Source organism: Streptomyces sp. NPDC050704 (assembly GCF_040654355.1).
Taxonomy (GTDB): domain Bacteria; phylum Actinomycetota; class Actinomycetes; order Streptomycetales; family Streptomycetaceae; genus Streptomyces.
This window is the reverse complement of the sequence record NZ_JBFAHW010000101.1, coordinates 16411-37631: the sequence shown is the minus strand read 5'-3', so window position 1 is coordinate 37631 and position 21221 is coordinate 16411. Positions and strand designations below refer to the sequence as shown.

16 protein-coding genes and 1 pseudogene are annotated in these 21221 nt (G+C 73.2%); 11 read left to right on the top strand and 6 right to left on the bottom strand.

The annotated features are described in order from the left end of the window. Both AB0I18_RS39530 and AB0I18_RS39525 read left to right on the top strand, forming a co-directional pair. On the top strand, nt 1-1407 hold a 1407-nt coding region (locus AB0I18_RS39530), incomplete at its 5' end, for a molybdopterin cofactor-binding domain-containing protein (RefSeq protein ID WP_363110559.1). After that, a complete protein-coding gene (locus AB0I18_RS39525; RefSeq protein WP_363110558.1) occupies nt 1404-2264 on the top strand; it encodes a xanthine dehydrogenase family protein subunit M in 861 nt (286 codons plus the stop codon). The genes AB0I18_RS39530 and AB0I18_RS39525, both read left to right, overlap by 4 nt. On the opposite strand, the gene AB0I18_RS39520 is transcribed toward AB0I18_RS39525, so the two are convergent. After that, on the bottom strand, nt 2224-2562 hold the full coding sequence (locus tag AB0I18_RS39520) for a hypothetical protein (protein ID WP_363110564.1): 339 nt from the start codon (nt 2560-2562) through the stop codon (nt 2224-2226). The genes AB0I18_RS39525 and AB0I18_RS39520 overlap by 41 nt on opposite strands. 208 nt (nt 2563-2770) lie before the next feature. On the opposite strand from AB0I18_RS39520, the gene AB0I18_RS39515 reads away from it, so the two are divergent. The 4 genes from AB0I18_RS39515 to AB0I18_RS39500 all read left to right on the top strand — a co-directional run bounded on the left by AB0I18_RS39515 (nt 2771) and on the right by AB0I18_RS39500 (nt 6709). Beyond that, nucleotides 2771-3643, top strand: coding sequence for a MoxR family ATPase (locus tag AB0I18_RS39515; RefSeq protein ID WP_363110563.1), 873 nt, complete (start codon nt 2771-2773; stop codon nt 3641-3643). Nucleotides 3644-3667: 24 nt separating this feature from the next. Beyond that, nucleotides 3668-4855 carry a VWA domain-containing protein gene (locus AB0I18_RS39510; RefSeq protein WP_363110557.1) on the top strand — a complete coding sequence of 396 codons (1188 nt, stop codon included), beginning with the start codon at nt 3668-3670 and terminating at the stop codon, nt 4853-4855. A gap of 104 nt (nt 4856-4959) precedes the next feature. After that, nucleotides 4960-6063 (top strand): XdhC family protein, encoded by a 1104-nt coding sequence (locus tag AB0I18_RS39505; RefSeq protein ID WP_363110556.1) that lies wholly within the window; start codon nt 4960-4962, stop codon nt 6061-6063. Between the two features lie 13 nt (nt 6064-6076). Beyond that, the gene (locus AB0I18_RS39500; RefSeq protein ID WP_363110555.1) at nt 6077-6709 is read left to right on the top strand and encodes an SRPBCC family protein; all 633 of its coding nucleotides are present in this window, start codon (nt 6077-6079) and stop codon (nt 6707-6709) included. Here the strand turns inward: AB0I18_RS39500 and AB0I18_RS39495 are convergent. The 3 genes from AB0I18_RS39495 to AB0I18_RS39485 are packed head-to-tail and all read right to left on the bottom strand — an operon-like array spanning nt 6681 to nt 10673. Beyond that, on the bottom strand, nt 6681-7619 hold the full coding sequence (locus AB0I18_RS39495; RefSeq protein ID WP_363110554.1) for an aminoglycoside phosphotransferase family protein: 939 nt from the start codon (nt 7617-7619) through the stop codon (nt 6681-6683). The two genes, AB0I18_RS39500 and AB0I18_RS39495, sit on opposite strands and share 29 nt — an antisense overlap. Nucleotides 7620-7677: 58 nt before the next feature. After that, on the bottom strand, nt 7678-8196 hold the full coding sequence (locus AB0I18_RS39490; protein WP_363110553.1) for a metallophosphoesterase: 519 nt from the start codon (nt 8194-8196) through the stop codon (nt 7678-7680). A 5-nt stretch (nt 8197-8201) separates the two neighbouring features. Next, nucleotides 8202-10673: a SpoIIE family protein phosphatase gene (locus AB0I18_RS39485; RefSeq protein WP_363110562.1), complete on the bottom strand. Its 2472-nt coding sequence runs from the start codon at nt 10671-10673 to the stop codon at nt 8202-8204. A 357-nt stretch (nt 10674-11030) separates the two neighbouring features. Between AB0I18_RS39485 and lanKC the strand changes: the two genes are divergently transcribed. From lanKC to AB0I18_RS39465, 4 genes and pseudogenes are all read left to right on the top strand, one after another. Continuing rightward, nucleotides 11031-13694, top strand: coding sequence for a class III lanthionine synthetase LanKC (gene lanKC, locus AB0I18_RS39480; RefSeq protein WP_363110552.1), 2664 nt, complete (start codon nt 11031-11033; stop codon nt 13692-13694). Between the two features lie 70 nt (nt 13695-13764). Then, nucleotides 13765-13878 carry a SapB/AmfS family lanthipeptide gene (locus AB0I18_RS39475; RefSeq protein WP_363110551.1) on the top strand — a complete coding sequence of 38 codons (114 nt, stop codon included), beginning with the start codon at nt 13765-13767 and terminating at the stop codon, nt 13876-13878. Nucleotides 13879-13980: 102 nt separating this feature from the next. Next, a complete protein-coding gene (locus tag AB0I18_RS39470; protein WP_363110550.1) occupies nt 13981-15843 on the top strand; it encodes an ABC transporter ATP-binding protein in 1863 nt (620 codons plus the stop codon). A 299-nt stretch (nt 15844-16142) separates the two neighbouring features. Then, a pseudogene (locus AB0I18_RS39465) lies at nt 16143-17846 on the top strand (ABC transporter ATP-binding protein); the annotation flags it as partial. A 300-nt stretch (nt 17847-18146) separates the two neighbouring features. On the opposite strand, the gene AB0I18_RS39460 reads toward AB0I18_RS39465, so the two are convergent. Together AB0I18_RS39460 and AB0I18_RS39455 are read right to left on the bottom strand one after the other, a co-directional pair. Further along, nucleotides 18147-18752: a response regulator transcription factor gene (locus AB0I18_RS39460; RefSeq protein WP_363110549.1), complete on the bottom strand. Its 606-nt coding sequence runs from the start codon at nt 18750-18752 to the stop codon at nt 18147-18149. Nucleotides 18753-19111: 359 nt separating this feature from the next. Then, nucleotides 19112-20467: a S1 family peptidase gene (locus tag AB0I18_RS39455; RefSeq protein WP_363110548.1), complete on the bottom strand. Its 1356-nt coding sequence runs from the start codon at nt 20465-20467 to the stop codon at nt 19112-19114. Between the two features lie 184 nt (nt 20468-20651). Between AB0I18_RS39455 and AB0I18_RS39450 the strand changes: the two genes are divergently transcribed. Beyond that, nucleotides 20652-21065: a PaaI family thioesterase gene (locus AB0I18_RS39450; protein ID WP_363110547.1), complete on the top strand. Its 414-nt coding sequence runs from the start codon at nt 20652-20654 to the stop codon at nt 21063-21065. The last annotated feature ends 156 nt before the right edge of the window (nt 21066-21221 follow it).

Below are 21221 nucleotides of genomic sequence, written 5' to 3'. Positions count from 1 at the left end.
GGCATCCCGATCCTGGGCGCCTTCATGTACCCGGCGATCTACAAGATGGACGCGTACGACTTCACATGCACCGGCGTGTTCACGACGCGCACGCCCACGGACGCGTACCGGGGTGCCGGACGCCCTGAGGCGACGTACGCCATCGAGCGGATCATGGACGAGCTGGCCGTCGAAGTCGGCCTGGACCCTGTGGAGTTGCGGCGCCGGAACTGGATCGGGCACGAGGAGTTCCCGTACACGTCGGTCTCCGGTCTGACCTACGACAGCGGCAACTACGAGGCAGCGACCGACAAGGCACTCGCCCTGTTCGGGTACGACGAGCTGCGCGCCGAGCAGCGCAAGCGCAACGAGAGCGGTGACTCCGTACGCCTTGGCATCGGTGTGTCCACGTACACCGAGATGTGCGGGCTCGCGCCGAGCCGGGTGCTGCGGGATCTGCGGTACGCGGCCGGCGGCTGGGAGGCGGCGAGCATCCGCATGCTGCCCACCGGCAAGGTCGAGGTCGTGACCGGCACCAGCCCGCACGGGCAGGGGCACGAGACCTGCTGGAGCCAGATCGCCGCCGACGCGCTCGGGGTGCCCTTCGACGACGTCGAGGTGGTGCACGGCGACACCAAGTCGGCGCCGCAGGGCATGGACACGTACGGGTCGCGGTCGCTGGTCGTCGGGGGCGCGGCGGTGCATCACGCGGCCCGGAAGGTGGTCGACAAGGCGCGGAAGGTGGCCGCGCACCTGCTGGAGGCGAGCGAGCAGGACCTGGAGTTCACGGACGGCGTGTTCTCCGTGAAGGGCTCGCCCGAGGCGCGGAGGACGATCCAGGAGGTCGCCTTCGAGACGTTCTCCTCGCACGACCTGCCCGACGGCATGGAGCCGACCATCAACGCCGAGCACCTGGTCGACCCGGAGAACTTCTCCTACCCGCACGGCACCCATTTCTGCGCGGTCGAGGTCGACACGGAGACCGGACGGACCGCGATTCGCTCGTACGTCTGCGTCGACGATGTCGGCCGGGTCGTCAATCCGGTGATCGTCGAGGGGCAGGTGCACGGCGGGCTCGCGCAGGGGATCGCGCAGGCGCTGTACGAGGAGGCGGTGTACGACGACGAGGGCAACCTGGTCTCCGGCACCATGGCCGACTACCTGGTGCCCTCCGCGCCGGACCTGCCGGAGTTCACGACCAGCCGCACGGAAACACCGGCTACCTCAAACCCCTTGGGGGTAAAGGGAGTTGGTGAAGCGGGGACGATCGCCTCGACGCCCGCGGTCGTCAACGCGATCGTGGATGCGCTGCGCCCTCTGGGCGTTCACGACGTGGCGATGCCCTGTTCGCCGGGGCGGGTCTGGGAGGCCCTTCAGTCGGCTCGGGCCACTGAGTCCGGTGACACCGCGAAGGAGGCTTCGGCATGATTCCTCCGGCATTCGAGTACGCCCGGCCCACGAGCGTCGACGAGGCCGTGCGCACGCTCGCCGAGGCGGGCGAGGACGCGAAGGTACTGGCGGGCGGGCAGAGCCTGCTGCCGCTGCTGAGGCTGCGGCTCGCCTTTCCCGAACTCGTCGTGGACGTCGGCCGGATACCCGGCCTTCGCGGTGTGCGCCAGGACGGCGGCACGCTCGTGATCGGCGCGATGACGACGCACCACGACGTCCTCGCCGATCCGCTGGTACGCCGCCACGCGGGTCTCCTCGCGGCGGCCACGGCCACGGTCGCCGACCCCGCCGTACGCCATCGGGGCACCCTCGGCGGCTCGCTCGCGCACGCCGATCCCGCCGGTGATCTGCCGGCGGTGGCGCTGGCGTTGGACGCGGAGTTGGTCGTGGCGGGACCGGGCGGCCAACGGACCGTCCCGGCGCGGGAGTTCTTCGTCGATTACCTCCAGACCTCGCTGCGGCCCGACGAGTTGCTGGTGGAGATACGGCTGCCCAAGACCGACGAGAGCGACGGATGGGGCTTCCGCTACGAGAAGTTCAGCCGGGTGGCACAGGCCTGGGCGATGGTCGGTGTGGCGGCGCTCGTGCGGCGCGACGACGGACACATCGCCGAGGCGCGGATCGGGCTCACGAACATGGGGTCCACTCCGCTGCGGGCGACGACGACCGAGGAAGCGCTGGCGGGCGTCGCCGCGGACGGGGTGGCGCGGGCCGCGCGGTCGGCGGCGGACGGGACCCGTCCGTCCGCCGATCCCTCGGCCTCGTCCGAGTACCGCGCGCATCTCGCCCGCGTGCTCACGCGCCGGGCGGTGCTGGCGGCCGCGGGGATGGGGTGAGTCCGACCGCTCGGCCGGACGGCCCCGAGCCGGCGTCCGGACCGGGCGAGGGCTCGGCCGCCGGGGCGCCGACCGCCCGGCGACCGCCCGACGGGAGACCGGCCGCCGCCCAGGACCTGCCCGCCGGAAGGCCTCCGGACGCGGGAACGACCGACGGTGACCGGGCGGCCGGTGGCGGGTCGGCCGGTGGCGGGTCGGCCAGTGACCAGGCGGCCGGTGGCAGGTCGGCCAGTGACAGGTCGGCCCGTGACAGGTCGGCCAGTGACAGGTCGGCCCGTGACCAAGCGCCCGGCGGCAGGCCGGCCAGTGACCAGGTCGCCGGTGGCAGGTCGGCCGGTGACCAGGCGGTCCGTGACCAAGCGCCCGGCGACAGGTCAGCCCGTGACCAGGCCGCCCGCGGCAGGTCGGCCGGTGATTAGGTGCCCAGTGACAGGGCGGCCCATGACCAAGCGCCCGGCGGCAGGTCGGCCCGTGACCAGGCGGCCGCCAAGGGGCCTGAGTGGCTCGTGCGGCCCGATGATGTGCGGGAGCGGCTTGAAGCGACGGGGTACCTCGTCGACGACGGGCTGGCGGTCGCGTGCTTCCTGGCGCTGAGACTGCGTCGGCCGATCTTCTGCGAGGGTGACGCGGGCGTGGGGAAGACCTCGCTCGCATCGGCCCTCGCCGCCGCGCTGGACGCTCCGCTGATCCGCCTCCAGTGCTACGAGGGCATCGACGCCGCGCAGGCGCTGTACGACTGGGACTTCCCGCGCCAACTGCTGCACCTGCGGGCGGCCGAGGCGGCGGGAGTCGCCGACGCGGACCGGCTGGAGAGCGAGCTGTACGGGCGGCGGTTCCTGGTCGCCAGGCCGCTGCTGCGGGCACTGGAGACCCAGCCGTGCGTCCTGCTCGTCGACGAAATCGACCGCGCGGACGACGAGTTCGAGGCATTCCTCCTTGAGCTGCTGTCCGAGTACACGGTCACGATCCCCGAACTCGGCACCCTGCGCGCCGAGGTGCCACCGGTCGTGGTGCTCACCTCGAACCGGACCCGCGAGGTGCACGACGCACTGAAGCGGCGCTGTCTGTACCACTGGTTCGACCATCCCGGCTTCGCCCGCGAACTCGCCATCGTACGAAGGCGGTTGCCGGGCGTGACGGCACGGCTCGCCGAGCAGGTGACCGGCCTGGTGCAGGCGCTGCGCGCGGAGGACCTGGTGAAACCGCCGGGCGTCGCGGAGACGATCGACTGGGCGGAGGCGCTGGACGCGCTGGGCGCGACGGAGGCCGACGCCGAGTTGGCGGTCGCGACGCTGGGCTCGGTGCTGAAGTACCGGGAGGACGTGGAGAAGGCCCGCGGCCTAGATCTGGCGGGACTGCTCGCGGTGCGCGGGGCGTGAGGCGAAGGGCTGGGGTGAGCGGGGATGGAGAGCGACGCCGGTGTCGACGACCGCACCGGAGCGGTCACGGTCGACGCGCCCGCCGTCCTGGTCGGCTTCGCCCGCGCCCTGCGCTCCGCCGGGGTCGACGCGGGACCCGACCGCGTACAGGCGTTCCTCGGAGCGCTTGACGTGCTGCGGCCCGGGGAGCGGTCCGACGTGTACTGGTCGGGGCGGCTCACGCTGTGCGGGAGCCGGGACGATCTGGAGCGGTACGACCGGGTGTTCGCCGCGTACTTCGGAGGCTCGGGGGCGAAGGGCAGGGCGGTGCGCGCCGCTCCCCCGCCGCGGCTGCGGGCGATCGTGCGGGACGCGGGGCCCGCTCCCGGTACGCCGGACGGGGGTGAGCGGGACAGCGCCATGCCGACGGCTGTCCTCGCGAGCTCCGCCGAAGTGTTGCGGCACCGCGACTTCGCCGGGCTCAGTGAGGCCGAGCGAAGTCAACTGCGGCGTCTGCTGGCCGCGTTCGCGTGGCACGCCGAGCCCCGGCGCACGGCGCGGCTGCGGCCGGCCCGGCGAGGGGTCGTCGATCCGCACCGCACCGTGCGGGAGATGCTGCGCCGGGGCGGCGAGCCCGCGCCGCCCCGGTCGCGGGCCCGGGCCGAGCGGCCGCGACGGGTCGTGCTGCTGGTGGATGTGAGCGGTTCGATGGCGGCGTACGCGGACGCCCTGCTGCGCTTCGCGCACGCCGCGACGCACGCCGCCGCGCGGGGTACCCGGGTGCGTACGGAGGTGTTCACCATCGGTACGCGGCTGACCCGGGTGACCCGTGAGCTGACGCACCGCGACCCGGACACGGCGCTGGCCGCGGTCGCGGCGGCCGTACCGGACTGGCGCGGCGGCACCCGGATCGGCGAGCTGCTGCGGGCCTTTCTCGACCGGTGGGGGCAGCGCGGCATGGCACGCGGTGCGGTGGTCGTCGTGCTGTCGGACGGCTGGGAACGTGGCGATCCGGCGCTGCTCGCGGCCCAGATGCGACGCTTGCACCGGCTGGCACACCGGGTGATCTGGGCGAATCCACGCAAGGCCCGTCCCGGTTACGCGCCTCTGGCGGCCGGTATGGCGGCGGCGCTGCCGAGCGTGGACGCGTTCGTCGAGGGACACAGCCTGGCCGCGCTGGAACGTCTGGCGGCGGTGGTGAGAGGAGCGGACCATGGAACGGCGGATGCGTGAGGCTTCCCCGGCGCCGGACCATGGCCGGACGGCGGCCCCAGCGGCGGTGACAGCGGTTCCGGCGGCAGCGGCGGCAGTGCCGGTGCCGGTGAGAGGAACAAACGATGCGTGACATTCTCCCCGCGCTCGGCCGGTGGTACGCGGCCGGCTCCCCCTTCGGCCTCGCCACGGTCGTCGCCGTCAGCCGGAGCGCACCCCGGGATCCGGGCGCCGCGATGGCCGTCGGGCCCGGTGACGAGGTCGTGGGCAGTGTGTCCGGCGGCTGTGTCGAGGGCGCGGTCTTCGAACTGGCGCAGGAGGTGGTGGAGTCCGGCGAGGCCCGCCTGGAGACCTTCGGGTACAGCGACGAGGACGCCTTCGCCGTGGGGCTCACCTGCGGCGGGGAGATCACCCTGCTCGTACGGCCCGTCACGCCCGCCCTCGACCCGTCCTTCGGGGCGGTGGCGGAGTCGGTGGCAGCGGGCCGCCCGGTGACCGTGGCGACGGTGACCGACGGTCCGGCGCGACGCGGGGCGACGCTCGCCGTCTGGGCGGACGAGGTGTCCGGCACGCTCGGCACGACGGGCCTGGACGTGGCCGTGACCGCCGACGCGCGGGGCGAACTGGCCCTGGGCGCCACCGGACAGCGGCACTACGGCCCGCGCGGCGAACGCCGCGAGGACGCCGTGACGGTCTTCCTGCACTCCTTCGCTCCCCCGCCGCGCATGCTCGTGTTCGGCGCGATCGACTACGCGGCGGCGGTGGCCCGGATCGGCGCCTTCCTCGGCTACCGGGTCACCGTGTGCGACGCCCGGCCCGTCTTCGCGACCCCGAAACGCTTCCCGGCGGGCGTGGAGGTCGTCGTCGAGTGGCCGCACCGCTATCTGCACGACACCGCCACCGACGACCGCACGGTGATCTGCGTCGTCACCCACGACCCCAAGTTCGACGTCCCGCTCCTGGCGGAGGCGCTGCGCCGCCCGGCCGCGTACATCGGGGCGATGGGCAGCCGTCGTACGCACGACGACCGGATGAAACGGCTGCGGGACGCCGGGCTCGGCGCGTCCGAGCTGGCCCGGCTGCGCTCGCCGGTCGGCCTCGACCTCGGGGCGCGTACGCCCGAGGAGGTGGCGGTGTCCGTCGCCGCCGAGATCGTCGCGCTGCGCTGGGGCGGCAGCGGCGCTCCGCTGACGGCGACGGCCGGGGCGATCCACCCGCGGGAACACTGACGAGGAGGAACAGATGGAACTGCACCACGAGTTCACCGTCCCCGTCCCGGTCGAGGAGGCGTGGCCGCTGCTCCTCGACATCGAACGGATCGCCCCGTGCATGCCGGGGGCGACGGTGGCGGAGTACGACGGCAAGACCGTGACCGGCTCGGTGAAGGTCAGGGTCGGTCCGATCACCGTGACGTACCGGGGCACCGCCGTCTTCGACGAGCAGGACGAGTCCGCGTACCGGATGGTGCTCATCGCCAGTGGCAAGGAGACGCGCGGCCAGGGCACGGCGCGGGCCACTGTCACGGGCACGCTCACCGGACAGGACGACGGCGGCACGGCGGTGTCGGTCCGGACCGATCTGACGGTGACCGGGCGTCCGGCGCAGTTCGGGCGCGGGGTGCTGGCCGAGGTGGGCGACAAGCTGGTCGGGCAGTTCGCGACCTGTGTGTCCGAGCGGCTCCAGCGGCCGGAGCCCGCCGTCACCGAGGCGGCCGACACCGCGCCCACGGCCGCGTCCCCGCCGGCCGAACCGATCGATCTCCTGCGCACGGCGGGTCCGTCGGTCGCCAGGCGTGCTCTGGCCGCGGCGGCGGGGGCCGTCGTCGCGGCCCTGGTCGTGCTGCGGCTCAGGCGTCGGCGCGGAAGTCGGCGATGAGCGCGTCGAGGTGACGCAGGGCGGTGCTCACGCGGGCCGGATCCTCCTGGAAGAACGGGTCGTCGGGCACGGGCAGTGACCCGGCGAGCGCCCAGCCGCGTCCGCGTGCCCAGGTCGCGTCGTCCACGCCGAGCGCCTCGCGGAAGACTCCGCGCGCCTCGTCGGGCAGGAACTTCCACGCCGGCAGCAGGTCGACGGCGGGGTCGCCGACGCCCAGCGTGCCGAAGTCGATGACCGCGCTGAGGTGGCCGTCGACGGACAGCAGGTTGCCGGTCGCGAGGTCGCCGTGGAACCAGACCGGCGGCCCGTCCCAGGCGGGTGCCGCGAGCGCCGCCTCCCACACGGCCGTCACCGTGTCGGTGTCGACCATGCCCTTCAGCGCGGCGATCTTGGGCCGGACACGGGCCTCGGTGGCCAGCGAGTCACGCTCGTCGCCCATGGGCACGCCCCGGAACGCGTTGCTCCACTGCGGGCCGGGACCGCCGGTGGCATCGATCTTCCGCAACGTGGCGACGAACTCGGCCAGCTGCTCGGCCGCCCGGCCCGGCTCGGCGAGCCCCTCGGTGGTCGCGGTCTCGCCCTCCAGCCAGCGGTAGACCGACCAGGGGAACGGGTAGCCCTCCCCCGGCTGCCCCATCGCGAGCGGCTCGGACACCGTGAGCGGCAGATGCGGGGCGAGGAGCGGCAGCCACCGGTGCTCCCGCTCCACCTGCCCGGCCCAGCGCGCGTAACGGGGCAGCCGTACGGACAGGACGTTGCCCAGCCGGAAGGTCGCGTTGTCCATCCCGGACCGCGGCACCGGCGAGATCGGTAGCTCCGCCCACTGCGGGAACTGGGCGGCGAGCAGTCGGCGGACGAGGCCGGTATCGATGGTCAGGTCGTCGTGGGTGTGCGGGTCACCGGATGACAAGGGTCAACTCCTGGGTGCGGACCGGGATACGGCCGACCCATCCCATCTCCCGGGACACTCACCGTCCACTGGTTTTCTGGCGGGGCGGCAGCCGGTGCAGCTGTACGTCGGTCAGCTCGCCGTCCGTCACGGTCGCGGTCATGTACGTGCAGTGCGGCTGTCGTCGGCGGTCGGTGGGTGAGCCCGGGTTGAGCAGGCGCAGGCCGGTCGGCGTCGTGGTGTTCCAGGGGATGTGGCTGTGGCCGAAGACCAGGACGTCGACGTCGGGGAAGTGTTCGGCGCAGCGGCGTTCGCGGCCCTGGGCGGTGCCTGTCTCGTGGACGACTCCCAGGCGCAGGCCGTCCAGTTCGGCGTGCGCGGTCTCGGGGAGGCGGGCTCTGAGCGCCGGGCCGTCGTTGTTGCCGTACACGCCGATGAGCCGGTTCGACCGGCTCTCCAGGAGGTCGAGGGTGGCGGTGTCCACCCAGTCCCCGGCGTGGATCACGACGTCGGCGTGCGGGAGTTCGGCGAGGAGTGGCGCGGGGAGTTCCCTGGCGCGCTTGGGGAGGTGGGTGTCGGACATCAGGAGGAGGCGCACGCGGGTCACTCCGGAGTGGGCAGGTCGGTCAGGACGAGTTCGGCCCACACCTGTTTGCCGCCGCTGACCGGGACGGTTCCCCAGGCCGCCGACAGGGCTTCGACGAGGAGGATGCCGCGGCCGCCGGTGGCCTCCCAGCCGATGCTGGTGGGTTTGATGGGCGTCCGCGGTGAGGCGTCGGCGACCGCGAGGCGCAGGCGGTTGTTGATGAGGGTGAGGTCGAGCCGGACCTGCCCTTCGGTGTGCACGAGGGCGTTGGTGACCAGTTCGGAGACCACGAGGAGGATGGCGTCGGACTCCTCCGCCACGCCCCATACCCGCAGGGTGCGCCTGGTGAAGCGGCGGGCGTGCCGGACGGCCTCCGGTACCCGCCACACCGTCCAGCTCTCGCGCAGCGGCCGCAGGTCCATGCCGTCGTAGCGCATGAGGAGCAGGGCCACGTCGTCGCTGCGGTTGGCGAAGGTGAGCAGGGCGTCGGCGACGAGTCCGAGGTGGGCGGGGTCGGAGACGGACAGTTCGTCGGCGACCCGGTTCAGGCCGTCCTCCAGGTCGAGTTCGGCGGATTCGACCAGGCCGTCGGTGGTGAGGGCGACGACGGTGCCGGGTCGCAGGGGCAGCGGGCTCATCGGGAAGTCGGCCTGCGTGATGACGCCGAGCGGCGGTCCGCCCACCGTGTTCACGATCTCGGTGGTGCCGTCCGGGTGGCGCAGGAGGGGAGGCAGGTGCCCGGCCCGTACGAACCAGGCGGTGCCTTCCGCCATGTCGACGTCGACGTAGCAGCAGGTGGCGAAGAGGTCGGTCTCCATGTCCATGAGCAGCCGGTTGGCGTGGGAGACCACCACGTCCGGGGGGTGGCCCTCGACTGCGTACGCGCGCAGGGCGGTGCGCATCTGGCCCATGAGGGTGGCGGCCTGGGCGTTGTGTCCCTGGACGTCGCCGATGACGAGGGCGACGTGGTTGTCGGGCAGCGGGATCACGTCGTACCAGTCGCCGCCGACCTCCAGGCCCGCCGTGGTGGGCAGATAGCGGGCGACGGCGACCGCGCCCGGCAGGGTCGGCAGCCGGCGCGGCAGCAGGGTGCGCTGGAGCATGCCGACGAGCTCGTGTTCGGCGTCGAAGGCGTGCGCGCGCATCAGGGCCTGGCCCGCGAGGCCGGCGGAGGCGGTGAGCAGGGCGCGCTCGTCGGGGCCGAAGTGGTGCGGGGCGTCCCAGCCGATGAGGCAGGCGCCGGCCATGCGCCCGGCGGCCGGCAGCGGCAGGACGGCGAGCCCGCCGGGGCCGACCTCGGCCAGCGCGGGTTCCAGCGGACTTCCGGCGGGCCAGATCCCCGCGCGTCCCTCGCGCAGGGCGGCCTGCAGGGTCGGCATGGTGCGCACCGGTGCGTCGGGCCACTCCGAGCGCCACTCGGTGCGCCAGACCTCGGGCCAGGCCTCCGGCTCCGGCGGGTCGAGGACGGTGACGACGAGGCGGTCGCCCTCCAGCTCGGCCAGCGCGATCCGGTCCGCCATCAGGGGCCTGCGCAGGGCGGCGACGACCGCCTGGCTGACGTCGTGGACCGTGCCGGCGGTGGCGAGGGCCGCGGCGAGGCGCTGGACGCGGGCCACCTCGTTGACGCCGGACCGCAGCTTGGAGGCGTCCGCGACGGTGCCCACGAGCCGGGAGGGGCGCCCGTCGGCGGCGGGCAGCAACCGGGCGCGCAGCCTGAGCCACTTCTGCTCGCCGGAGGGCTGGAGGATACGGAACTCCAGCTCCCGGTCGCCGAGGGACATGTGGTCGGACTCCACCACGGACATCAGCGAGGGCAGGTCCTCCGGCACGGTCATCCCCAGCAGGGTCTCGACCTTGTCGTCGAACTCGTCGGGCCCGATCCCGAACAGCTCCAGCATCTCGTCGTCGACCTCGACGTGCCCGGAGTCCATGGCGAGGCTGAAGGAGCTGCTGGGCAGCTCGTCCGACTCCACCGCGCCGGTCGAGGTCGGGAAGGCGACGGCCGCGGCGAGCAGCTCCAGGCACGTGCGGTCCTCGGTGTCGAAGCCGCCCGGGCTCTCGCTCACGGCGAGCAGACAGCCGCCGCCGCGCGGATCGGGCGGCAGTGGCAGGGCGGCCAGCCAGAACTCCCCGGCCGGTGGCCGCCGGGCGCCGGGGTCGACGGCGAGTTCCTCCGGGCTGAGCCACAGCGGCTGCCCGAGCCGGTAGGCGTCCGCCGCGGGAGAGCCGCCGCCGAGCGGGTAGCTGTCGCGCAGCCCGTACAGGGTCCGGGGTACGCCAGCGGACTCGATCAGGCACAGCTGGTCACCGCCGCCCCCCGGCGCGTATCCGGCGGCCACCGTCGCGCCGCTGAAGACGAGTGCCTGTTCGAGCACGCTCCGCAACCGTTCGGGGGAGCCAAGGTCGGCGTGGAGCATCTTGAGGGCAAGTTCGGCACGCAGCGTTCTCGTTCTGCGTCCCGCAGCTCCCTCACTGGCCACGTCCGCAATTAGAGCGCTTCCAGGACGCTCGCGCAGCCCCTGTGACCGTTCCCGCGGCCGCGTCGCGGGTCGCGCCGACGTACCCAGGGGCCGGACGGCGGGCATCCGGACGCCCTCGCGGACGCCCTCGGCCGTCGACCGGCACTGCGCCGGATGGTGTCACGCTGCGTGTGGAGGGCAAGGGTGTGCGCCGGAGCGCGGAGACGTCGGCGGCACCACGGAGCGTCCGGGAGCCGGCGAACGCCGAGCGCCCGTGCATTCCGCACCCCCGTCTCGTGACAGACGTGACTGTCCCGGGCCCGGACCGGGTGGAAGCCTCTGTGGCGAGCCGCCGAGGGGAACGCGGCCGGTCGCCGAGGGGATGCGATGGACAAGCGGTACGAGGTCTACGCACTGGCCGACAGGCACTTCTACGAGACACCGGACCGGTTGTCGGCGGCGGGACACGAGAGCACGCCCTCCTACGAGACAGCCCGGCGTGCGGTGCCCGAGGGGTGGCGGGCGGCCCGGATCGGGGACTGGCTGACGCTGACGCCGGTCGACGGTGACGGGACCCCGCGGCCCGGGCCGACCCAGGGGTGGAAGATCCACGCGTCCGCCACGCGGGAGAACGCGGAGCGGATCGCGGCCACCGTGTGGGACTACTGCGTACCGCGGCTGATCCCGTTCAAGTTCGTGCCGGGTCCGCATCTGCTCCATCTGCGGAACGCCAAGTACGCGTCCCGCGACGCCAGTGGGAAGTTCGTCACGCTCTACCCGGCGGACGAGGACCAACTCCGGCTCGTGCTGGAGGAGTTGGGCGAGTTACTGGACGGCCTGGAGGGGCCGTACGTCCTCACCGACCTGCGCTGGAACGACGGGCCCCTGTATGTGCGCTACGGCGCGTTCGCGCGCTCCTTCGTCGTCGACGAGCGCGGCACGCTCGTTCCCGCGGTGACGGACGGCGCGGGCCGGCTCGTCCCGGACCGGCGGGCACCCTCGTTCCAGGTGCCGGAGTGGGTGACCCTGCCCGCGTTCCTGGAGGCCCAGCTCGCGGCGCGCAACGCGACGACGGTCGGCGACCTGCCGTACCGCATCGAGAAGGCCCTGCACTTCTCCAACGGCGGTGGCGTGTACGCGGGCGTCGACACGCGCGACGGGCGCAGGGTCGTCCTCAAGGAGGGACGGCCGCACGCCGGGCTCGCCGCCGACGGGGCGGACGCCGTCGCCCGGCTGGAACGGGAGAAGTACGCCCTGGAACGGGTGTCCGGGCTCGGGATGGTGCCCGAGGTGCGCGACTGGTTCACCCTCGGCGACCACCGCTTCCTCGTCATGGACTTCCTGGAAGGGCGGCCGCTCAACTCCTTCTTCGCCGAACGGCATCCGCTGCTCCGCCCCGAGCCGGACCCCGCGGCCGTCGCCGACTACACGGCCTGGGCGCTGCGCGTCCACCGCCTGGTCGAGCGGGCCGTCGAAGCGGTGCACGGGCGCGGGATCGCCTTCAACGACCTGCACGTGTTCAACATCATGGTCTCCCCCGACGAACAGTCCGTCGCCCTCCTCGACTTCGAGGCGGCGGCGCCGATCGAGGAAGCCGGCCGCCAGGTCGTCGCCCATCCGGGGTTCTTCGCACCGCCGGACCGGACCGGCGCGGACGTGGACCGGTACGCGCTGGCCTGTCTGCGGCTCGCGCTGTTCATGCCGGTCACCACACTGTTCGTGGTGGACCGCGCCAAGGCGGCGCACCTCGCCGAGGTCATCGCCGGTCAATTCCCGGACGTACCAAGGGAGTTCCTGGACGAGGCGGTGGCCGAGATCACCCACGGGCCGCGGGCCCGGGCCTCCTCGGACACCGCGCCGGGAGCCGGGGCGCCCGCCGCCGTGTCATCGTTCGCCACCCTCGCCGAGCCCGGCGACTGGCCGTACAGCCGTGACTCGATGGTCAAGGCGATCCTCGCCTCGGCCACCCCGGAGCGCGACGACCGGCTCTTCCCCGGCGACATCGCCCAGTTCTCCGACGGCGGCGGCCTCGGCCTCGCGCACGGGGCCGCGGGCGTGCTGTACGCCCTGGCCGCGACCGGGACGGACCGGTACGAGGAGGGCGAGCGCTGGCTGCTCGCGCACACCGACCCGGTACCGGTCGGGACACCGCTCGGGCTGTACGACGGGCTCGCGGGCGTCGCGTACGTACTGGACCTGCTCGGGCACCGGCAGCGGGCACTGGACCTGATCGGCAGCGTGCTCGACGAGAAGTGGCCGAAACTGTCGTCCGATCTCCACGGCGGACTCGCCGGGCTCGGTCTCGTCCTCGACGAACTGGGCCGTACGACCGGGGAGCCGGAGCTGGGCGCGCGGGCGGCCGAGGTGGCGCGGATCCTCCAGGAGCGGCTCTCAGAGCCACGGCCCGACACCGGGAAACGGCGCGCCGGACTCCTGCGAGGCGCCGCCGGACCCGCGCTGTTCCTGCTGCGCCGGTACGAGTCGACCGGTGATCCCGCGCTTCTGGAGACGGCCGCCGAAGCGCTGCGCCGGGACCTCGACCGCTGCGCCGTGCAGCGGGGCGGGAGTCTGGAGGTCGACGAGGGCTGGCGCACGCTGCCGTATCTCGGGGACGGCAGCGCCGGGCTCGGCATGGTCGTCGACGACTACCTCACGCATGCCGGGGACGGCGACGGCGGCGGGGGCGGCCGGGACTCCCGGGAAGAGTTCGAGCGGGCGCGTTCGGGAATCCTGACTGCCGCGACCTCACGGTTCTACGCGCAGCCCGGGCTGTTCCAGGGCCGGGCCGGAATGATCCTGCACCTGAGCCGCACGGGCGCCCCCGCCGAACAGCTCGCGGCGCAGGTCGCCGGGCTCGGCTGGTTCGCGATGCCCTATCAGGGTCAACTCGCCTTCCCCGGGCACCAGATGATGCGTCTGTCCATGGACCTGGGCACCGGAACGGCAGGGTGCCTGCTCGCGCTCGGTGCCGCCCTCGACGGCGAGGGCCCCGCTCACCCGCCGGTCCCCGCTCACCTGCCGTTCCTCCCGCCGCCACGACGGCGGCCCTGAAACGCGGCTGCGCCTCCGGGCGGAGTCGTGATCGACAAACCCCGTCCCCACACTGGGAAAGGAAACCGACATGGCACTTCTCGACCTGCAGACGATGGAGAGCGACGAGCACACCAACAGCGGGCCCAGCACCCTGAGCCTCCTCTCGTGCGTCAGCGCCGCCAGCATCACCCTCTGTCTCTGACAACTGTCTCTGACAGCAGCGCGTTCCTACGGCTCCGGGCGGTTTCCGTCCCCTCGCGGGGAGGGGGCCGCCCGGGGTCCCGCATCGTGTCCGGGAGGCCGCGTGGTGTCTCTTCCCGGGGGCCTGACCGCCCCGCCCGGCGGTGCGCCCGGCGGTGCGCTGCTGGGCTCGGCGACCCGGCACAGCGCCGTCCGCTGTCTGACTCTGGGACTGCTGACCACGGCCACGACAGCGGTCAGCCTGCTCCTGCCGACCGCGTTGGGCCGTGCGCTCGACGCCCTGCTCACGCAGTCGTCCGGCGCCACGCGATGGGTGCTGTGGTGCACCGCCCTGGTGCTGACGCTCGCCGTGCTTGACGCGTGCGAGACCGTGCTCGGCGCGACCACGAACGCGCGGGTCACCGCCTGGCTGCGCGGGCGCCTGACCGGGCATGTGCTGGCCGTGGGGCCGCGGGCCGTCGGCCGGTTCGGGCCGGGTGAACTCGTCGCCCGCCTGGTGGGCAACGCCGCGCAGGCCGGCACCGCGCCCGCCACCCTCGCCGGCGTCCTCGCGGCGTTGGCCGCTCCGCTCGGGGCGGTGGTGGCCCTCTGGCTGATCGATCCCTGGCTGGCGGCCGTGTTCCTGGCCGGGGTGCCCCTCGTCGCCGCGGTGCTCCGGGCCTTCGCGCGCAACTCGTCGGCGTGCGTGGCGCGTTACCAGGACGCCCAGGGGCGGATCGCTGGCGCGCTCTCGGAGGCGATCGGCGGCTCGCGCACCATCGCGGCCGGGGGGACCGCCGACAAAGAAGTGGCGCGGATCCTGCGGCCGCTGCCCGAACTGTCCCGCGAGGGCCACCGGATGTGGCACGCCCAGGGACGCGCCGCCGCACAGGCCGTCGCGGTGGCCCCGCTGCTCCAGGTCGGGGTGCTGGCCATGGCCGGCGTACTGGTCGTCCAGCACCGCATGTCCGTGGGCGAGTTGCTCGCCGCGTCCCGGTACGCGGTGCTGGCTACGGGCGTCGGCGTACTGGTCGGCCAGCTCTCCGGGCTTGTCCGGGCCCGGGCCTCGGCCCAGCGTCTCGCCGAGGTGCTGGACGAACCCGCCACCGACTACGGGACTCGTCATCTGCCGTCGGGGCGGGGGCGGTTGGAGCTGCGCGGTGTGACAGCCCGTCGTGGCGGACGCACCGTCCTGGACGGCGTCGACCTCGTCGTCCCCGGCGGCAGCACGCTGGCCGTCGTCGGACACTCCGGCACGGGCAAGTCGCTGCTCGCGGCCGTCGCGGGACGGCTGGCCGACCCGGACGGCGGCGAGGTGCTGCTCGACGGTGTGCCGCTGCGCGAGCTGGACCGGAGCACACTGCGCCGCGAGATCGGGTACGCCTTCGAACGCCCCGCCCTGCTCGGCACGACCGTCGAGGACACGATCGGCTTCGGCGACCCGCCGCCCCCGCCACACCGGATCCGGGCAGCCGCTCGCACCGCCCGCGCCGACGACTTCGTACGCCGGCTGCCCCACGGGTACGGGACACCTTGCGCCGAGGCCCCGTTGTCCGGCGGCGAAGCCCAACGCCTGGGTCTGGCAAGGGCGTTCGCCCGTGGCGGGCGGCTCCTGATTCTGGACGACGCCCTGTCGAGCCTCGACTCCGTCACGGAACACCACATCACCGAAGCGCTTGTGCGGCACACGAGCGGAGGCAGCCGCCTGGTCATCGCCCATCGGGCGTCGACGGCGGCGCGGGCGGACGTGGTGGTGTGGCTGGACGGGGGACGGGTGCGGGCGGTGGGCCCGCATGCGGAGCTGTGGGAGCTGGCGGGGTATCGGGGGGTTTTCGGGGTGGGGGACGCGGGTGGCGCCGGGGGCGCGGCCGCGTACGACGGGGATGGGGCCGCACGTGGGGGTGAGGCGGCTCGGGTGGACGTGGCGCTGGGAGGCGAGGGCGAGTTCGACGCGGTATCGCCGACCGAGGGCGGTGACAGCCGATGAGCGCGGGCTCGCCGTCCGGCAACCGGCACCTCAGCGAACAGCACCTCGGCGAGAGCGAGTGCGACGCGGTATCGCCGACCGAGGACGGTGACAGCCGATGAGCGCGGGCTCGCCGTCCGGCAACCGGCACCTCGACGAACAGCACCTCGGCGAGAGCGAGTGCGACGCAGTGTCGCCGACCGAGGGCGGTGACAGCCGATGAGCGCGGGTTCACCGTCCGGCAACCGGCACCTCAGCGAACAACACCTCGGCGAGAGCGAGTGCGACGCGGTATCGCCGACCGAGGGCGGTGACAGCCGATGAGCGCGGGTTCACCGTCCGGCAACCGGCACCTCGACGAACAGCACCTCGGCGAGGGCGAGTTCGACGGCTGGCACTCCGACGACCGGCACCTCGGCGATCGCCACTCCGACGACCGGCGCTACGGGGGCCGGTCGGGGCGCGGCCGCGACGGCGTTCGCCGCCGTGGGTTCCGCTATCTGCTGGGCCGGCGGCGTGTGGTCGCCCGGCTGGCCGGCTGGTCCGTCCTGGAGACGGGGCAGACCTTCCTCACCGGGTACGCGCTGGCCCGGGCGATCGACGAGGGGTTCCTGGCCGGGCGGACGGACGTCGGGCTCGGCTGGCTGGGAGCCGCCGCGGTCGCCGTGGTCGCCGGCGCGTACGGCACCGGGCGGGTCTACCGGGCGGTCGCCGCGCTGGTCGAACCGCTGCGGGACCGGCTCGTACGGCACGTGGTCGACCGGGGGGTGCGGGACGCGGACGGCGGCGCGCTGTCCCGGCTCACCCAGCAGGTGGAGATCGCCCGCGACACCTTCGCCGGACTCGTGATGGTGTCGCGCTCGTTCGTGTTCACCGCCGCGGGCGCTCTCATCGGCCTGTTCTCGCTCGCGCCGCTGCTTCTGCTCGTCGTGGCGCCGCCGCTCGCCGCCGGCGTGGGGCTCTTCCTGCTGACCCTGCGGCCGCTAGCCCGCCGCCAGGAGACGTTCCTCGTCGCCGACGAGCACCTCGCCGCCCAACTGGGCGCCGTCTGCCCGGGGTTGCGGGACATCACGGCGGCAGGGGCGGAGGAGCCGGTCGCCGCCGACGTGGGGGCGCGCATCGCCGCCGAACAGCGCGCCGCACGGTCGCTGGCCCGCTGGGGCGTCCTGCGCGTGGTGTCCCTCGCGATCGGTGGGCAGCTCCCGATCGTCCTGCTGCTGGCCACCGCCCCCTGGCTGCTCCAGCACGGGGTCACGGCCGGCGCCCTGGTCGGCGCCCTCGCCTACGTCACCCAGTCCCTGCTCCCGGCCCTCCAGAACCTGATCCACGGCCTGGGCACGAGCGGCTCCCGACTGGCGGTCGTACTGCGCCGCCTCGCGGGGGACGCCGGGACCACGGGAGACACCGGCCCCGCGCCGGAATCCCCGGTCGACGGCTCGTCCCGCGTCGGCTCCTCCCGCCACGAATCCATCCCTGGGTCCATCCCCGGTTCCTCCCTCGATCCATCCCCCGGCTCCTCCTTCCCCGCCGTCTCCCCTGCCATCTCCCCCGCTGTCTCGCTCGCCTCGGTCACCTTCGCCTACGGCCCGTCCAGCGAACCCGTGATCGAAGACCTCGACCTGCTCATCCCCCGAGGCGGCCACCTGGCGATCGTGGGCCCCAGCGGTATCGGCAAATCGACGCTCACCGCGCTCGTGGCCGGTCTACTGCGCCCGACCGGCGGTGCCGTCCACCTACACGGGCACCCGGCCACCGGCCACGCCGCCACCCGCGACCGCGTACTGATCCCGCAGGAGGCGTACGTCTTCACCGCGACGCTCGCCGAGAACCTCGGCCACCTGCGACCGGCCCCCGTACCCGAGACCGAACTGCTGGCCGCGGCCGAGGCGGTCGGGCTCACCCCGCTGCTCGACAGGCTGGGCGGACCCACGGCCGTTGTCGACCCGAGGGCCCTGTCCTCGGGCGAGCGCCAGCTCATCGCACTGACCCGGGCCTACCTCTCCTACGCCCCCCTCGCCCTCCTCGACGAGGCGACCTGCCACCTGGACCCGCGAGCGGAGGAACGCGCGGAGCACGCCTTCGCCCGGCGGGACGGCACGCTCGTCGTGGTCGCGCACCGCATCAGCTCGGCACTCCGGGCCGACCGGGTGCTGGTCATGGACGGCCGACGCACCGCGTACGGCCGCCACGACCAACTGCTGAACCGGTCGCCGCTCTACCGCGATCTGGTCGGGACGTGGTCGCCCGCGGAGTCCCTGCCCGACTCCGACCCCGGCCCAGGCCCGCGCGGCGGCGGCCGTACCCACGCCCGGCGGCTCCAGCGGTCACAGCCAGCCCTCGCCCTGCGAGATCCGGATGGCGTCGACCCGGTTGCGGGCCCCGGTCTTCCGCGTGATGGCCGCCATGTAGTTGCGCACCGTCCCGTGGGACAGATGGAGGCTCCCGGCGATCTCCGCGACGGAGGCGCCGTCGGCGGCGAGTGAGAGGACACTCAACTCCCGTCCGGTCAACGGCATTTGGGCGGCCCTGAGGAATCCGAAGCCGAGCGAGGCGTCGACGAAGCGTTCACCGTCGGCGACCTGTCGTATCCCGGTGACGAGCCGCTCCGGCGAGCCCTCCTTGTTCACATAACCGACCGCCCCGGCCTCGAAAGCGCGCCGCAGGAGACCGGGTCTGCTCGCCGTGGCGAGCACCAGCAGCCGGGGCTCGGCCGCACCGCCCCGCCCGCACAGGTCGCCGAGCGGCGGTACCCCGAACGCGTCCGCGCGCTCAAGGTCCGCCGCACAGACATGGGGCCGCACCGACCGGGCGCTCCCGGACGCGCTGCGCCACGGGGCGTCGAAGACCATCAGGTCGGGTTCCCGGCGGAGCCACTCCGCCAGCACCGACCGCACCAGACACACGTCGTGCACCAGAAGCACTCGGATCACATCCGCCCCTCTGCGCCAGCCTTGCCGGTTGCGATGTCTTCAGCTGTCCTGAGCTGTCTTCAGCGCATGCCCCGTGTGGGCGCACCCCGGACGTGGAGAACCGGCCAACCGGGCGCACGCCAGCGCGCGGGGAGCGCACACGCCCTGCGGCGCACACCGGCCGCTTGGGTGTGCGATCGCGCCGAGGGCGGTACGGGCCGCGTCACCGGCCCCGTAAGGGGCGCGGGGAACTGCGCGCTCAGCCCCCACTGCCGGCAGCCAACGCACCGGCCCGACTCACCACCACACGCAGAGTGGCTCGGTCCTCCCGCCGGAGGACCGAGCCACTCTGCCACGGCCGTTACTGGCATACGGTCAGATCAGCGACCGTCCGTCAGTCCCAAACCGTCGTCCACGGCATCGTCGATCTGGTCGCCGAGGTCACCGGCCTGGTCACCGGCACCCGCCTCTTGACCGGCACCGGCTTCCTCACCCACGCCGGCCTCTTCGCCTACTCCGGCTTCTTCACCGGCACCGGCGGCTCCGGCCTCTTCACCAGCACCGGCAGCAGCTCCGGCTTCCTCACCGGCACCGCCGGCCTCTTCACCGGCTCCACCGGCGGCGCCACCCGCACCGAGCTGCGCGCCGACCGCGGCCAGCGCGGTGGTCACCGGCTGGAAGAAGGTCTCGCCGCCGATGGTGCAGTCGCCGCTGCCGCCCGAGGTCAGGCCGATCGCGCTGCCGTCCGCGGTGAACAGGGAACCGCCACTGTCGCCGGGCTCCGCGCAGACGTTGGTCTGGATGAGGCCGGTGACCGTGCCCTCCGGGTAGTTCACGGTGGCGTCGAGGCCCGTGACCTGGCCGTCGTTCAGGCCGGTCGTGCTGCCCATCCGGATGACCTCTTGGCCGACGGCGGCCTCCGCGGCCTGCGTGATCTCCACGCTCTGCTGGCCGGTGTTCACCGTGCTGGGTGCCTCGGTCGCCGGGTCGTCGTACTTGACGAGGGCGAAGTCGCCCTCACCGGGGAAGGTGGCCGTCTCGACCGTGCCGATCGGCGCGCCCGCCTCCGAGTCCGACCACTCGGCCACCGCGACACCGCAGTGACCCGCGGTCAGGAAGGCCGGGCTGCCGTCGTCGGCGACGACGTTGAACCCGAGGGAGCAGCGTGAGCCGCCGCCGAAGATGGCGTCCCCGCCTTCCGCGAAGGTCTTGAACTCGCCGGCGGACTTCTTGATGGTCGCCATGCCAGCGCCGAGGCTCTGGACCGTCGACTCGATCTGGTCCCAGTTGTCGCCCGTGACGGTGCTGTCGGCGGTGACCTGGATCTTGTTCGTCCGGGGGTCGACGGCCCAGGAGGTGCCGGGGATGGTCGCCTCTGACTTCAGGGTCTGCGAGGCCGACTTGAGTTCGGTCGTGCTGTTCTCGACCTCACGGACGACCGCGCCCGCCTGCTCGGCCTGGAGGACGACGTTGTTGTTGTCGCCCACGACGTTGATGATGAGCTGCTGCTTGCCGGTGTCGTAGTACGCACCGGCAAAGGCTTCGCCCAGCTGGTCGGCGAGCTGCGAGGCGACGTCCGAGGCATCCGCGGCCTTCATCGTTCTGGGGGCGGCACCTTCCGTCGCGTCGGTCTGGGACGCCATCGCGTTGGGCAGGATGAGTGCCGCCGCGCCGAGCGCCACCACACTGCCTGCGGCTATGACGGCCTTGCGCTTCGGTATCCGCTTGTGACTCAACTTCTTGACCTCCTGGGGACTGGGGGGTCCGAGCTGCCGTTCGGCAGCTGACTGCGGGTGCCTGGATGGCTGTTGGTACGGATGCGCTGCCTGTGGCGTTCAACCTGGTTTCCCGACTTCCTTTGCGAACGCGCGAATCATGTTTCCCCGGCGTCCTCCCGCGACAGCGGGGAACAATGCCCGCATGACGCTGACCACCGCCGATGCGGACAAGATCCTCGCGGACAACTTCGCCCCCTGGGTGCTGGAACTCGGCCTGTCCGTGGCGGCGCTGGGAGACCGCCGGGCGGTGCTGCGGCTGCCCTGGTCCGAGCGGCTCTCGCGCGAGGGCGGCTCCCTGTCCGGCCAGGCCCTGATGGCCGCGGCGGACACCGCGACGGTGATCGCGGTGTCGGTGGCGCGCGGCGCCTACGGGCCGATGACCACGGTCCAGCAGTCCACGACGTTCCAGCGCGCGGTCACCGGCTCGGACGTCCTGATCGAGGCGGTCGTCACCAAGCTCGGCCGGCGGATGGCCTTCGCCGACATCACGATGACCGCCGAGGGCACGGAGGAGATCGCGGCCCGCGCGAGCACGGTGTACGCACTGCTCGGCTGAGAGCCTGTTTTCTGAAGTCCTCCAGTTCTGAAGCCCTCCGGTACCGGGGCATGTCCGGGAATCCACTTCAGAGGTCCCGAAGTCCACGAAGTCCGGAATACGATCCGGTGCACCGAAGGGCGCCATTCGGGTCTATTCCCGCGATGCCATCGGAAA

Excerpts from the sequence above, each read along its gene's own strand:
- lanKC (WP_363110552.1), top strand. The coding sequence starts at position 11,031 with ATGGACAAGCGGTACGAGGTCTACGCACTGGCCGACAGGCACTTCTAC.
- AB0I18_RS39525 (WP_363110558.1), top strand. The coding sequence starts at position 1,404 with ATGATTCCTCCGGCATTCGAGTACGCCCGGCCCACGAGCGTCGACGAG.
- AB0I18_RS39475 (WP_363110551.1), top strand. The coding sequence starts at position 13,765 with ATGGCACTTCTCGACCTGCAGACGATGGAGAGCGACGAGCACACCAAC.
- AB0I18_RS39500 (WP_363110555.1), top strand. The coding sequence starts at position 6,077 with ATGGAACTGCACCACGAGTTCACCGTCCCCGTCCCGGTCGAGGAGGCG.
- AB0I18_RS39505 (WP_363110556.1), top strand. The coding sequence starts at position 4,960 with ATGCGTGACATTCTCCCCGCGCTCGGCCGGTGGTACGCGGCCGGCTCC.
- AB0I18_RS39510 (WP_363110557.1), top strand. The coding sequence starts at position 3,668 with ATGGAGAGCGACGCCGGTGTCGACGACCGCACCGGAGCGGTCACGGTC.
- AB0I18_RS39450 (WP_363110547.1), top strand. The coding sequence starts at position 20,652 with ATGACGCTGACCACCGCCGATGCGGACAAGATCCTCGCGGACAACTTC.